Annotated in this window: 16 protein-coding genes and 2 pseudogenes; 11 read left to right on the top strand and 7 right to left on the bottom strand. The window is 32.5% G+C overall.

Annotated elements, in window-relative coordinates:
* Positions 1–86: 86 nt before the first annotated feature.
* From ACIPKN_RS04655 to ACIPKN_RS04645, 3 genes and pseudogenes are all read left to right on the top strand, one after another.
* Positions 87–422: pseudogene (locus ACIPKN_RS04655) on the top strand (O-methyltransferase); the annotation flags it as partial.
* A 358-nt stretch (positions 423–780) separates the two neighbouring features.
* Positions 781–1,080, top strand: coding sequence for a DUF2089 family protein (locus ACIPKN_RS04650; RefSeq protein WP_400933851.1), 300 nt, complete (start codon positions 781–783; stop codon positions 1,078–1,080).
* The gene (locus ACIPKN_RS04645) at positions 1,080–1,379 is read left to right on the top strand and encodes a hypothetical protein (RefSeq protein ID WP_400933848.1); all 300 of its coding nucleotides are present in this window, start codon (positions 1,080–1,082) and stop codon (positions 1,377–1,379) included. Before ACIPKN_RS04650 ends, ACIPKN_RS04645 begins: the two co-directional genes overlap by 1 nt.
* A gap of 369 nt (positions 1,380–1,748) precedes the next feature.
* On the opposite strand, the gene ACIPKN_RS04640 is transcribed toward ACIPKN_RS04645, so the two are convergent.
* Positions 1,749–2,177, bottom strand: a complete 429-nt coding sequence (locus ACIPKN_RS04640; RefSeq protein WP_400933845.1) for a GNAT family N-acetyltransferase — start codon at positions 2,175–2,177, stop codon at positions 1,749–1,751.
* Positions 2,178–2,481: 304 nt separating this feature from the next.
* The gene (csaA, locus tag ACIPKN_RS04635; protein WP_142510206.1) at positions 2,482–2,814 is read right to left on the bottom strand and encodes a chaperone CsaA; all 333 of its coding nucleotides are present in this window, start codon (positions 2,812–2,814) and stop codon (positions 2,482–2,484) included.
* Between the two features lie 663 nt (positions 2,815–3,477).
* On the opposite strand from csaA, the gene ACIPKN_RS04630 reads away from it, so the two are divergent.
* The 4 genes and pseudogenes from ACIPKN_RS04630 to ACIPKN_RS04615 all read left to right on the top strand — a co-directional run bounded on the left by ACIPKN_RS04630 (position 3,478) and on the right by ACIPKN_RS04615 (position 5,620).
* Positions 3,478–4,215: a polysaccharide deacetylase family protein gene (locus tag ACIPKN_RS04630; protein ID WP_400933842.1), complete on the top strand. Its 738-nt coding sequence runs from the start codon at positions 3,478–3,480 to the stop codon at positions 4,213–4,215.
* A 174-nt stretch (positions 4,216–4,389) separates the two neighbouring features.
* Positions 4,390–4,857 (top strand): NUDIX hydrolase, encoded by a 468-nt coding sequence (locus tag ACIPKN_RS04625; RefSeq protein ID WP_400933839.1) that lies wholly within the window; start codon positions 4,390–4,392, stop codon positions 4,855–4,857.
* A pseudogene (locus ACIPKN_RS04620) lies at positions 4,854–5,172 on the top strand (Type 1 glutamine amidotransferase-like domain-containing protein); the annotation flags it as partial. The gene ACIPKN_RS04625 and the pseudogene ACIPKN_RS04620, both read left to right, overlap by 4 nt.
* Before the next feature lie 157 nt (positions 5,173–5,329).
* Entirely contained in the window at positions 5,330–5,620 is a 291-nt protein-coding gene (locus tag ACIPKN_RS04615; protein WP_400933836.1) for a DUF5316 domain-containing protein, read from the top strand.
* Positions 5,621–5,809: 189 nt separating this feature from the next.
* On the opposite strand, the gene ACIPKN_RS04610 is transcribed toward ACIPKN_RS04615, so the two are convergent.
* Positions 5,810–6,067: a YjcZ family sporulation protein gene (locus tag ACIPKN_RS04610; protein WP_400933833.1), complete on the bottom strand. Its 258-nt coding sequence runs from the start codon at positions 6,065–6,067 to the stop codon at positions 5,810–5,812.
* Between the two features lie 278 nt (positions 6,068–6,345).
* Here ACIPKN_RS04610 and ACIPKN_RS04605 point away from each other — a divergent pair, with 278 nt between their 5' ends.
* Positions 6,346–6,630: a hypothetical protein gene (locus ACIPKN_RS04605; protein ID WP_400933830.1), complete on the top strand. Its 285-nt coding sequence runs from the start codon at positions 6,346–6,348 to the stop codon at positions 6,628–6,630.
* Between the two features lie 506 nt (positions 6,631–7,136).
* Here ACIPKN_RS04605 and ACIPKN_RS04600 read toward each other — a convergent pair.
* The 3 genes from ACIPKN_RS04600 to ACIPKN_RS04590 all read right to left on the bottom strand — a co-directional run bounded on the left by ACIPKN_RS04600 (position 7,137) and on the right by ACIPKN_RS04590 (position 8,387).
* Entirely contained in the window at positions 7,137–7,442 is a 306-nt protein-coding gene (locus tag ACIPKN_RS04600; protein WP_400933827.1) for a DUF3784 domain-containing protein, read from the bottom strand.
* Between the two features lie 441 nt (positions 7,443–7,883).
* Positions 7,884–8,129 (bottom strand): hypothetical protein, encoded by a 246-nt coding sequence (locus tag ACIPKN_RS04595; protein WP_400933824.1) that lies wholly within the window; start codon positions 8,127–8,129, stop codon positions 7,884–7,886.
* Between the two features lie 42 nt (positions 8,130–8,171).
* Positions 8,172–8,387, bottom strand: a complete 216-nt coding sequence (locus tag ACIPKN_RS04590) for an NUDIX hydrolase (protein ID WP_400933821.1) — start codon at positions 8,385–8,387, stop codon at positions 8,172–8,174.
* A 444-nt stretch (positions 8,388–8,831) separates the two neighbouring features.
* Between ACIPKN_RS04590 and ACIPKN_RS04585 the strand changes: the two genes are divergently transcribed.
* The gene (locus ACIPKN_RS04585; protein ID WP_400933819.1) at positions 8,832–9,605 is read left to right on the top strand and encodes a hypothetical protein; all 774 of its coding nucleotides are present in this window, start codon (positions 8,832–8,834) and stop codon (positions 9,603–9,605) included.
* Between the two features lie 278 nt (positions 9,606–9,883).
* Here the strand turns inward: ACIPKN_RS04585 and ACIPKN_RS04580 are convergent, their stop codons facing one another.
* Complete coding sequence (locus tag ACIPKN_RS04580) at positions 9,884–10,708, bottom strand: alpha/beta fold hydrolase (protein WP_400933816.1); 825 nt, start codon at positions 10,706–10,708, stop codon at positions 9,884–9,886.
* 475 nt (positions 10,709–11,183) lie between these two features.
* Between ACIPKN_RS04580 and ACIPKN_RS04575 the strand changes: the two genes are divergently transcribed.
* Together ACIPKN_RS04575 and ACIPKN_RS04570 are read left to right on the top strand one after the other, a co-directional pair.
* Complete coding sequence (locus tag ACIPKN_RS04575) at positions 11,184–12,074, top strand: thymidylate synthase (protein ID WP_400933813.1); 891 nt, start codon at positions 11,184–11,186, stop codon at positions 12,072–12,074.
* The gene (locus ACIPKN_RS04570; RefSeq protein WP_400933810.1) at positions 12,071–12,601 is read left to right on the top strand and encodes an inosine/xanthosine triphosphatase; all 531 of its coding nucleotides are present in this window, start codon (positions 12,071–12,073) and stop codon (positions 12,599–12,601) included. Before ACIPKN_RS04575 ends, ACIPKN_RS04570 begins: the two co-directional genes overlap by 4 nt.
* The last annotated feature ends 37 nt before the right edge of the window (positions 12,602–12,638 follow it).

Below are 12,638 nucleotides of genomic sequence, written 5' to 3'. Positions count from 1 at the left end.
GGGTTAACGCTTTTTTGGTTGTTCAGGAAATTAAAAAAATATGCAAGTGTGTAATGTAGGGAAGAAGTAAGAATCAATTAGATTTTGGTTTTGGTGAACAGGTAACCTATATAACAGGACCTGCATTGGAAAGTCTTGAAAAACTAGTACAAAGAAATGAGCGATTCGACTTTTTCTTTATCGATGCTGATAAGGATAATTATGAAAACTATTTAAATTACTGTGTACAGCTAGCAAATCCCGATGCAATCATAGTTACTGACAATGTGCTTGCTGCAGGAAGTGTGGCAGATCCAAATGCCAAACCAAAACGATATACGGAAATAATGAAGAAATTCAATGAAGCAGTAGCGAACCACCCTCAATTAGAGTCGATTATTATTCCAATTGGTGATGGTATGACACTTTCAAAAGTGAAGTAATAAGGGTCGTTTTAATACGAGGAGGCACTGACGGTTTGCATGTTAGTGCTTTTTTGCTTCTTAGCCTACAAGTATAAACCAATTAAATATCCACCCGGCAGCCTCCTAAGATTCCTACTATAATTAAGACAAGTCCATGCTTTTACAGATGATCAACATTTTTTAAAACAATGCCCATTTAAACGACAATAATTCCACAAAACATTTGAATAAATGATAAACCTAGCATTAGCCCAACGGAAAGTTTCTACGTCTAAAAAACTGTTTTGCTTAAAATAACCTTAAAAAATGAATAATATTAATAATTACTTGAATTTTATTTAATTATTATTTAACATTGTTAAAAAGGAGGGGTGATATGAACCGTGATGAAGTACCATCTTGGATTTTATCTTTAGATAAAGAATCTGTTGAATTTATAAGAAAATTTATAATAAATTCTGGGTCTTTAAAGAATATATCTAAAATTTATGGTGTCTCATATCCGACTGTAAGGACTAAATTAGATACTTTAATTAAAAAAATTGAACTGAATAGCAATACTGAAGACCTGGAGTTTGTAAATATGATTAAAAATTTGGTTATTGATGAACGGTTGAGTTTAGAGACGGCAAAAATGATTATTGATAAATATAAAAGCGAAAGGAATGATGAATAATGGATCCAAATTATAAATGGTTGATAGCCATTTTAATAGCCATTGTAATAATAGGAGTTCAATCTTTTTTATCTAGAAGAGCCAACGTTTACTTTGGAGCAATTGTACCTATTCTGTATTTAGTTTTTATTTTTGGATGGTGGATAATTAGAACGGGAAATGTCAATACATCTTCACTCATTAAAGTTGCAGTTGCTGGTACGTTGTTTTTATTAGGAACTTGGGCTAAAGGAAGGGAATCTCTAAAAAATAAAAGAAAGAAAGAATTGGAAAAAATGAAGTTACATGATATTCATTAATAAATATAAAGTTTAGGGAATATTTTGATCAAACTTTTTTAAAGGTATGCTTTTATTTGAAACAAATGGATAGACAAGCTTTAAAGGTGTGGCTACCAAATATCTTGATAATTAACTAGCTTGGTTCTTTTTTGTCGATCGTCGTAGTAATAAAAACACCAAAAAGAAATGACAGATACCTATGATAGTTTAAGTCTTTCAAAATTCAGTATCTAAATTATCTTAATTCAAATCTAAGCCCATATTCAAAATGGCATTATTATTAAAAATTTAGGGAACCATTTAGGTATCCCTAAACTTTTTAATATGAAAATCAATATTAAAATTTAACATAGCCTATGAATAAAGTAGCGGGATGGCCTCTGCTAATTACGTTAAGACTAGATGAAGTATTGGATAATGGCGACCTGAACTGTCTGTTGGTTCTTCACTAACAATAGTAAAACCGTTTTTCAAATAAAACATCTTTGCGCTTTCATTGTCTTTGTTGACATCAACAGACCTTATATTAAAATCTCTAATGAGTTGTTGTATTAATTGTTTTCCATAACCTTTTCCAATCTCAGCAGGTTCTAAAAATAGCATTTCTAAGTGCTGATTATTCGTCCCAGAAAAACCTATCAATTCATTTTCCACATACCAAAGTCTCACATCAAGATGTGGGAAATACATAGGAATTTCCTGTTTAATGTCTTCCTTATCTTTTAAACTTAAAAAATCGTGGGTTTTGGTAACGGATCTATCCCAAAGATTTATAATAGTTTCATAGTCATTAGTTGTGGCCTGTCTGTTTTTCATAATGTTCTCTCCTTTTTCTCTTCATTATCACGCTCCTTTCTATTTTTTATTGGAAGATTTTAATGATGTAGCACCAATCATAATAAATTTTCATTTTCTATGATCCTCTCGATTTAGGGAATTTGTTCTTCTTATAATTTAGATGTTACAAAATAATAAAAGGGCCACATTAGTGACCCTTAGTATCAAATCAGGAGGTATAAGGCAAAATTAGCTTTACATTATTATATATATGATGTAGAAGAAATTAAGGCTAGTTTTGTGCCTGTGACATAGTTTCATTTTTTATCACAAAATCCTAGCATTAACTAATTTTAGTTCCGTTTGGTACAGGCTGATCAGGAGCTAATAAAATCACATCTCCTTCTACAGGAACGCCGCCAATTACTAAAACTTCAGATTTAAAGCCTGCCACACGACGGGGAGGGAAATTAACGATCGCTACTACTTGCGTATTCATAATTCCTTCTGGCGTATAGCGTTTTGTAATTTGAGCAGAGGATTGCTTAATGCCAAGATCTTCTCCAAAATCAATTTTCATTTTAATAGCAGGAACCCTTGCTTGTGTAAGTTCTTCGGCTTGGATAACAGTACCAATTCTAATATCAAGATTCACAAAATCTTCTATAGTTGCCATGAAAAATACTCCTTACTTTTCAATTTGTATAAAGTCTTGTAAATTCTTTTCGATCAAAGTATTTATTTTTTCTATAGTAGTTGGATAAATGTTTTCGAATATTGCATATAGCGATTCAAATGATGCATGGAGCTCTTTGTTATGATTTAATTCATCGCGAGTGATTGTAAAATTTTCTAATAAAGTAGGGTGATTATGTTGTTTCAGCTCCCGTTCAATTTTCTCCAGGAGTAAAAGAAAAGATTCATCATCCTCCACCAATAAAATTCGATAAGAGATTTACTAATATGGTTATAATAAACATAAAACATAAATAATGCTCTTTGGCCTTCCGTAAGTTCTTCATAAAAACGTTCTTTTACACCGATATTAGTTTCTTCGGACATTCTTATCTTATAGATTTGAATGAGTGCTTCGAAACACCTTTGACTTAGATTGGAGCTGTTAAACTCGAAATCCTCTTCTTTCACCGTTATTATCAAAATAATCACACTCCTTCCAAATAATATAACATTTTTAGGATTAGAATGTGTAGCGTTATTTACATTCAATTTGGATTGTTATTGGTTTTATATACAATTAAAAGAACAAAAATAAAAGCATTTTTTAGTTTAAACCTCAAATAATAATGATTAGAAATAATTATTTGCAGGAGGTGAAAACTTGAGGAAATACTATCTGCTGATTACATTATGCTTTTTCTGGTTATTTTTATTTTTTGTTAATGAAAAATCTTTTGCAGATAAGGGAAGGAAGTATTATGAAGAGGCAGGACAAATTTTGTGGGATATTAATACGGATGAGAAAGTGATCGCCTTAACCTTTGATGATGGTCCTCATAAAAAGTACACACCTGACATTTTAGATATATTAGACAAGTACAATGCAAAGGCCACATTCTTTATTGTGGGTGAAAATGCAGAAAAAAATCCAGGGCTTGCTTTACGTATACATGAAGAAGGTCACGAACTAGCCATTCACACATATACGCATCCTTTTAGAACGAATGTTTCCAATTTGATGAAAGAAATAAAACAAACACATGCAACAATTTATGGTATTACAGGTTATGTCCCTGTTTTATTTAGACCCGTTGAAGGCCAATACACGGATTCCATGATTGATGCAATATCAAAAGAAGGGTATAAAGTTGTCATGTGGTCATGGCATTTAGATACATTTGATTGGAAAAATCCTGGAGAAAAGAAAATTGTCAATACTGTGTTAAAAGGTGCTAAGCCTGGAAGTGTCGTGTTATTTCATGATGGCGGTGGAAATCGTGAGCAGACTGTGAAAGCATTAGAAAAAATCTTGCTAGAGCTTGAAGAGCAGGGATATAAATTTGTAACGATATCTGAACTACTCGAGATTCAAAAATTAAGTAATAAGGAAGGAAAATAAATATAGGCAGGGCTCATTTTTTTATGTAATCTGGGCCTTGCTTTTTTGTATTTGAACCCTGTGTATTTATATCCGAAGGAATAATGTAAAATAAGGATGTTTATGGTTATTTTAGTCTTTAATTGTGAAAAAGAATGTTTTAGGGATCTACAACAAGGAAAGAGGGTATCAATTATGAATGATTACATTAAAACGATGAGACAAATGATCGGGCAGGAAACTCTATTGACTATTGGCTGTGGAGCAATAATTGAAGATGATAGGGGGCGTATTCTTTTACAAAAAAGGACTGACGGTGATATTTGGGGAATCCCAGGAGGTATCTTGGAAATCGGAGAAACTTTTGAAGAGACTGTTAAAAGGGAAGTTTTTGAAGAAACAAATCTTATCCTGAACAATATTACATTGTTTGGATTATATTCTGGTAAAAATGGTTTTGCAGAGTACTCAAATGGAGATAAAGTTTTTAGTGTTCAAATAATTTTTTACTCAAGCGATTATAAAGGTACTTTACAAATCAATGATGAAAGTAGCGAACTGTACTTTTTATCGAGAGATGAAATACCTTTAAATCTTAATCCTCACCAATCCTCATTTATTAAGGATTGGAGAAATAGTATACCTACACCAGTAATAAAATGAAAAAGGATACATATATTTTACAGCAATCTAACAGCTTTGTTCCTAATGCAAGCGGAGACTCAGAAAATTATATTGCATAGTTTAATTCTTTTTTTAACTCACATCAATGTATTCCGTCCCGCTTATCACTTTTTTTACCTCCAACTCGAGATTTAGAAAGTTTTATTATGGAAAAAGATATTTGTGGTCGTTAGATGCATTTTTAAGACAGCTTGGCATGGGGGAATCCTTTTAACAGGCATTAGTGCTGGTTCAATTTGTTGGTTCGAGGAAGGAATAACAGATTCATTTGGAGGAGAATTAGAGCCGATAAAATCTGAATCTTGAATAAGCTTATTTTTTGAAGTTGTCATTAAAACCATTCATACCTATTCTTAGTGTGTATAATATAAAAAAAACCTTAGAAATGATTACAAAAAAATGAAACAGAAAATGGTAATCAAACGTAAAATAACGTAGGGGGGGATATGGGGTGAAATATGTATTAATTGGTGTTTTCTTATCACTTTGCGGTGTTTTGATATCGATAATGTTATGGGGAATGGAAAAAATTTATTTAGTTTCAGGCACGGTTGGCTGTATCTTCATTGTCATTTCAATGATTTTTTCAGGGTCTATGGTTAGTGGGGATCGGATGAGGGCAAATATTGCTACCGAAACAACAGAACATCGGGATGAACGCAATAAAATTACTTTAAATTCCTTATACATTGCCTTACCAAATATTATTGTAGCGGTTTTATTATATTATTTAAGTAAATGATAAATAAAAGGTCACTCGGACAAAAGTGACCTTTTTGTTTTAACTGTAGTATGTTAGGCTGGTTAGTTCCTTCTATTACTAGGTATTTGAAATTTAGCAACAGAGTTTATGGAAATGATTAATTGTGACAATGATAAATAGCATTAACTTTTTTCGTTATTCATCTGATTAACGAAAGTATTGGGAAAATTAATAGACGAATGTTGCGCCAACAATAATTAAAAGAATGAATAGAACGACTATTAATGCGAATGCTGAACCATGTCCTCTGCCATGGCCATAACCATAGTATCCGCCGCAGCCACCGCCGCCATAGCCACCGCCGCCATAGCTACCGCCGCCGAAGCTACCGCCGCCATAGCCACCGCCGCCGAAGCCACCACCGCCGAAGCCACCGCCATAGCCTCCGTAACAACAGTTACCATAATTTCCACCGTAATATCCCATGAAATATCCCTCCCTTCTACAATCTATAATATGTCTTGGTGTAGAAAGGAGGGGAGGTATTCATCTTGGTTTTACTCAGTTTGAATTAAAAATCCGAAAAATTAATGATGATGAATTACTGAATTTTAAAATGGGATAGCTATGAATATTGTTCCTCAAAATTTTGGAAATTCTTAGGGGATAAAATATGTAAGCAACATTTTTATAGAATAATAAATTTGAAACTATTACAAATGTCAATCGTATAAATAAGGAAGGCTCTAGGAGGTGATTGTACTATGTCGTTTATTGGATGGGCTATTTTAATTTTTTCAATTGTCTGCTATTTACCTTTCTTTATCTGGCTTTCTGCTAGGTATCTAAATAATGGTGATCAATCAAAGAGAAAAAATAATTATTGGTTATTGTTGATGTTAACTGGATTATTAAATTCTTTGAATACTTTCTTGTTTAAGATTCAAGATACATATTTTTTAGCAGTAACAGTCATTTTCATTTTATTATTTAGCCTTTACATGTTTTCCACTGTTCGTAGAGATAAAAGAAAAGAATCGTTTAGATAAAGTGGTGGAATAACTAACGAAATGGTTTAGAATGCTACAATGTGTCTAAACATGTTCCCTTGAATATGGGCCTTGTCTAAATATTCAAGGGAATATTTTTATAATTTCTATATGTTTTAAAGTGGATCATCACCAAAATGTGTGATTGATTTCCGTTCCGACTGGGCGCTTTCCTAGGGGCGTCCGATGAGCCGCTTTTGGTGTTGCTGTCGCTACGCTTTCGCACAGTCAAAACATTTGTAGCTGACGCTTCGCTTTCGCTACAGAAAACATTTGGTGCTGCCGCTACGTTAACACTACGCTTTCGCACAGAAAACATCCGCTGCGCTGCAGGGTCTCGGGCCAACACGATGTTGGTCACGAAGGCGTTATCACAGGATGTGATGTTTTTAGCCTTCGTTCCTCTATTGCTGATCCCCGAGGAGTCGCCCAGTCTCCACTCCAATCAACTATTTACATAGTAGACGTTTTACCAAAAGTCATCCATAACTTTTGGTAATGAACCTTTATAGTGGTTTATTAATTATTTGTTTCCAGACCAAAGTGGCTACTGTTCCTAGACATATACAAACGGCATATATAATAGCACTAATGAGACCCCAAAATTCTAGTCCAAAAGGTAATAGTAAAGTAGTGATACCTACTATGTATGAGAAAACACCAAATAGCTTAGCTAGTTTATCTTTATCACCAATAAAACAATCTTCTTGGTAACCCGCAATAAGCCACAGTTTCTTTTTAATATGGATCAGATAGCCCATAAAAATAATAATTAAAGCAAGAACAAAACAAGTAATATATCCAGCAATCATTTTTCGTCACCTCACTTATGTTAGTTCTAATAAATATACGAATATAATAAGAAAAAGGTTTTCCAAATTATTACTTAAAAAGCCACAGAGTTTTTGTTCGAACTTATGTCGGGAAGTACATTGAAGAAAATTCTAACATATAAAATCTAAGATAACTCATCGGATCATGCTTATATATTTATCAGTATAATTATGAAAAAATTTAGGGAATTCACATAACAATAAACGATAAATAAATAAGGGCCACTCGAACCAAAGTGACCCTAAACCACAAACTAGGAGGTGCAAAGCTAAGTTAGCTTTACACTACTATTAATATGACTTAGTAGCTATGTTTGTATAGTGAAATGCCTGAGAATAAAATTAAAAAAATAATAATCTATAGGTGAAGTTTCAAAATTTTGTATCAATCACTTTTATGAAGCTATAGTCAAATGCACCTCATAAATAGGAAGGTCTATTCCTTACCGCTGCTTGTAATATTAAGTGTATTAACTCATGGTCATTAATTAAATAAGGTATTTCTTCCGGCTCAACCCAAATACGCGAAATTGTTTCATGTTCTCGAAGGAATGGTAGGCATTCTTGAATTTCCATGCTATAAAACATTTGATATCCGATTAAAGGGTACTTACTATTAGCATTGAATAAGAGGTTCTCTTCGTGACTGACTTCAATTGCTCCCAAATAGTTGATCGGCCCCTTAACATAACCTTCTTCAAATGCCTCTCAATGAAATGCTTCTTCAGATGTTTCTCCTTTTTCAATATGTCCTCCGGGAAAGTTAAATCCTCTCCCGTCTACATGAACTAACAAAACATTCCCTTGATAAAAACAAACTCCATGTACACTTGTTACTTTGCTGAAATCATCAATTCTATGATTTTGAAACCATGTCAGTTTTAGATGATGCCTGCTCCAGTTCACATAAATTTGGTTGTTCATATGGTACCTCCCTTATTACGCAATAATATAATCAATATATTTCCATTTTAGTTAATTAAAAGATTAAAGAATTCATTAGTAGTGATGAGAACATTCAATATGTAATGGGGGCTTTTGAATTTATTTCGGACTCCCATATACAAATTAAAGGCCAATCGTTCATGTACAAAAAAGGCGATACTCTGCAATACCAAAGAATTGAAGGTAACGGTATATTGTTATTGGATGGCAATTGGTTAGATATATCTTCTCTTAATGGCACACTTCTTGGGTGTTAAAGAAATGTAAGAACTCCGAATACTTTAAAACCTGTTATCCCATTATGGATAGCAAGTTTTTCAATTTAAATTTGTTCGTTAGATTTTAGTTTATGATTCTTCATACAAGGAATGAAGGGGGATGTATGTTCTGTGTAGAATATAGGTATAAAAGGGGGAGATTAGTTTGATAGATTTTCAATATATTGTGAATAAAGATCGTGATCCATCGAGAAGGGAGTTATGGGGGAACCATAGGATTGGAGTAAAGGGTTTATTTGAAGAAATACATAGTGTAGAAGGGAAAGTAAACAGAATAGGAATTATTGGTGCAGGCAACTGCGATGATTTAGATTTAGAGTACATATCGACAATTTGTAATGAAATTCATCTTTTCGATGTAGATGTGACAAGCATGGAGCAAGCTACTCAGAATCTCTCAAAAGATATTGTAGAGAAACTAAGACTAGTCCAAATCGATATAACTACAATTGATACATTTGTACCGGAGGTGCCTGGTTATTTATATGCGTTATTTGATTACGGGCTTACGATAGAAGCATTAGCTGAAACTAATAGATGGGTTGTAATAGAAGGTACAACATCTATACCAACATTTTATTCGCGGACTGAAGATAAGAGTTCATTTGTGGATTTAATTAAGGTCAATAAGGGGTTTCAAGCGTTTAAAGAACGTACAAAATCAAAAGTACTTGAGATAGGTGGCGCCCCCATTATAAATTTAGCTCAAGGATCTATGGCGTTACTATTAGCCAGTGGAGCAGTTAACGGTACAATTGGTCAAGGAGACACTTTACACGCTGTACAGGGCATGGAAGTTGTTACTAAGGTTGTCTCAGAGGAAGAAACAGAGAATACATTAATTACAAAAACACGTACTAAAAGGGAAGTATCTGTAAAAGTTATTACCCCAAGTGGTATTGTTAAAAAGTTTATGTAATTTAAATAGAGCGTATTTATGTGAGTTATTTAAAAGGATAAAATAAAGTAGGTACTATCTTCAGCTACTTGACATGGAGCCTCTGCGGGCATAAGTTCCAAGCCAAGAAGCCAGCCCAAATTTACTGGCTTGGGACTGCAAAGGCTATCGTGCCCGCCACTCCAAGTAAAGTAGTGATTAAGTATCTCTATATCCAATGCCATATATAGAAAACACCGGTTTAGCAACGTTTATCGTTTGTTGCATTTAATATTGCAATTTAGGTGGATTTTTCGAAATTACAAAGATGAAGTAGATAAGTCATTTACAAATTCCATTAAAGCTCTACTAATATGAGGCTCAAGCTCTATTAATAAGTGATTGGCGCCTGCTACTTCAATATATTCCGCATTAGGTAAATATTTCAAAATGCTTTTACTATAATAATTAGGAAACATAGCATCATATTCTCCATGTATCAAATGTGTTATCTTATTCGATAATATAGATAAGTCTTTTTCAATATTAATATCAAGCAAAGCTTTCATTAGAGAAAGCAAATGCTCTTGACTAAAAAACTCTAAACGCTTCTGTATAGCATTTCCTCTAAAGTGTGACCACTCTTTAGATTTTGGGCCTAATAATAGGCTGCTATTTATATCCCAAAATCTTTCAATTTGACCCTTTTCTACCAACTTAATAAAGTTATTCCACAAACTTTCTAAAGCGTTATCAATATATGTAATAGGTGAGACTAGAATCAACTTATAAACCTTATTTGGATTTTTCATGCTATATTGCATAGCTATAGAAGCTCCTTGGCTATGTCCTACGAGTATAATTTTAGTGAATTTTTCATATTCTAGTAAGTAATTAATTAATTCGTCTAATTGATCAGTATAGGATTCAAACGAGGCCTGCTTCCATAAAGATGCATTATTTCCATGGCCAATACAATCATAAGTGACAAGATTGACGTGACCTTTAATCTTAGTCGAGACATCCTCCCAACAAATACTAGATTCAGAAAAGCCATGCACAAAGAGTATGCAACAATCGCTCCTACCTGTTCGGAAAATATTTGCAGTTGAATACAATTTAGAATATTGAATTTTTGAATACATTCCATAATCCTCCTACTTATCCCTATATTTATTATATAAGATATTAACTTTTATTAACAATAGAATCAACTTTAAACGTGTAATTCATAATTTTTACACGCTTCTTTTAATAGTATTATTTCCTAAAAACATTAGTATATTTATCAAATAATGTAATATTTTCATGGTTAGAACTTACGATTCTAACTATTAAGATTAACTTTTATTCTTAAAGTATGTAGTTTTTTACCAAAAGCACTTAATATAATGGATAATACCCTGCATTAAAATACAATTTATTCAAAATATAAAAATAAAAGTAAATTGAAACTTTATTTGACTTTTACCTAAAAAGTACAGTAGAATAATTTAGTGTAAAAACATGTAAATTTTTCCTTTTAATAAAATTCATTTTATGTATTTGAAAAAGTTTTATTAAAGAGGCCTTCTTACAGGCTTAGTAAACTTTACATATTATTTAGGAGGTCAGTTTATTGTGAAAAGCATAGCTACTATTGAAAGAGAAATTAGTACTGTTGAAAGCGAAAAATCCATGTCATATATAGATATATATGGATCAAGTGTAGATGAATTAGTAAAAGAAGCGATTTCTCATATCTTAAATAATGGTACGGAAATTCGTGTACGTGCTGGTGATGCATTACAAGCTTATGGTGTAAATTATATATTGACTAATCCAAAAGATAGATTACACTCATTACGTGCTGGAGCAAATCGTTATTTATGTAGAGAATTAGTAGCTTATTTTAAAGGTTGTCTAACTGCGGAAGATGGCCTAGGAAAAGCATCTAAGTTTTGGATGACTCTTGTAGATGAAGATGGAAAAATAAACTCTAACTATGGATATTACGTATTTCACGAAGAGGTAGAGGGATTTAGAAATCAATATGAATGGATTATTAAGAGATTGTTAGACAATAAGGATAGCAGACGGGCTATAATTAATATTAATCAGAACTATCACAAATCCGAGACTAAAGATTTTCCATGTACTGTAGCAATTCAATTTTTCATTAAAAATAATTATTTACATTGTGAGGTTATGTCAAGAAGCACGGATGTTGTAACTGGTTTGCCTTATGACATGGGCTTTTTCTCTTTTATTCATGAATTACTATGCCAAGATTTAAGAGAACGAAAGTATGCTGATCTAGAGCTGGGTAATACAGTAATGAAAACCTCATTTACTCAAATTTATGAAAAAACACGCAGTAAAGCATTAGAAGTTATTAATGGAGCAAAAAATGATGTTGATAAAATGCCTGAAATTTCAAATGCTAAAGTTGTTCTAAATGATATTTACAGCGATATTCAAGATTCAGAAACTATAAAATGGATAAATAAAGAGGCGAAATTTGAACAATGAAAATTGTATTGACATCTAAAAACGAAGCTAAAATAAAAGCAGTAACTAATGTTTTTTCACAAGTTTTTAATAATAATATCGAAATTATACCAATTTCAGTAGATTCTGGTATTTCGGAAACTCCAATTAATGATGAGGAAGCTCTACAAGGGTGTAGAACAAGAATAGATAACGTGAAATTAGACGATTTTGACTACATCGTATCGATGGAAGGGTTAATTCAAGAATTTAGTTATGGTTCTTTTGTGTATGGAATCGTTGTTATTTGGGACGCGGCAAATAAACAGGAAGCAATTGGATGTAGTGCCAAAGTTAAAATTCCGGAGAAACTGGCTAAATCTATTAAACCTGAACAGAAATTAAGCGATTTAGTCGAAAAATCTTATTCATCAGAGAAAGTGAAGGAACTCTCATTAATAGGTACAAATGGTGTCATCACCAATAAACTATTTACTAGGGTTGATGAATTTGATGGGGCGCTAAGAAGTGCTTTAGGTTACCTAATTAATAAAGAGAATTACTCCTAACTATTAAAAATAGAATTGCCTAGTCTAATTAATACAT

This window comes from Lysinibacillus sp. NPDC086135, assembly GCF_044746345.1.
Lineage (GTDB): Bacteria > Bacillota > Bacilli > Bacillales_A > Planococcaceae > Lysinibacillus.
Note: the sequence above shows the minus strand (reverse complement) of the source record. Positions and strands in the feature narration are given on the sequence as shown.

Coding starts and splice junctions, on each gene's coding strand:
- ACIPKN_RS04650 (WP_400933851.1), top strand. CDS start 781: ATGAACCGTGATGAAGTACCATCTTGGATTTTATCTTTAGATAAAGAA.
- ACIPKN_RS04645 (WP_400933848.1), top strand. CDS start 1,080: ATGGATCCAAATTATAAATGGTTGATAGCCATTTTAATAGCCATTGTA.
- ACIPKN_RS04640 (WP_400933845.1), bottom strand. CDS start 2,177: ATGAAAAACAGACAGGCCACAACTAATGACTATGAAACTATTATAAAT.
- csaA (WP_142510206.1), bottom strand. CDS start 2,814: ATGGCAACTATAGAAGATTTTGTGAATCTTGATATTAGAATTGGTACT.
- ACIPKN_RS04625 (WP_400933839.1), top strand. CDS start 4,390: ATGAATGATTACATTAAAACGATGAGACAAATGATCGGGCAGGAAACT.
- ACIPKN_RS04610 (WP_400933833.1), bottom strand. CDS start 6,067: ATGGGATATTACGGTGGAAATTATGGTAACTGTTGTTACGGAGGCTAT.
- ACIPKN_RS04605 (WP_400933830.1), top strand. CDS start 6,346: ATGTCGTTTATTGGATGGGCTATTTTAATTTTTTCAATTGTCTGCTAT.
- ACIPKN_RS04600 (WP_400933827.1), bottom strand. CDS start 7,442: ATGATTGCTGGATATATTACTTGTTTTGTTCTTGCTTTAATTATTATT.
- ACIPKN_RS04590 (WP_400933821.1), bottom strand. CDS start 8,387: ATGAACAACCAAATTTATGTGAACTGGAGCAGGCATCATCTAAAACTG.
- ACIPKN_RS04580 (WP_400933816.1), bottom strand. CDS start 10,708: ATGTATTCAAAAATTCAATATTCTAAATTGTATTCAACTGCAAATATT.
- ACIPKN_RS04570 (WP_400933810.1), top strand. CDS start 12,071: ATGAAAATTGTATTGACATCTAAAAACGAAGCTAAAATAAAAGCAGTA.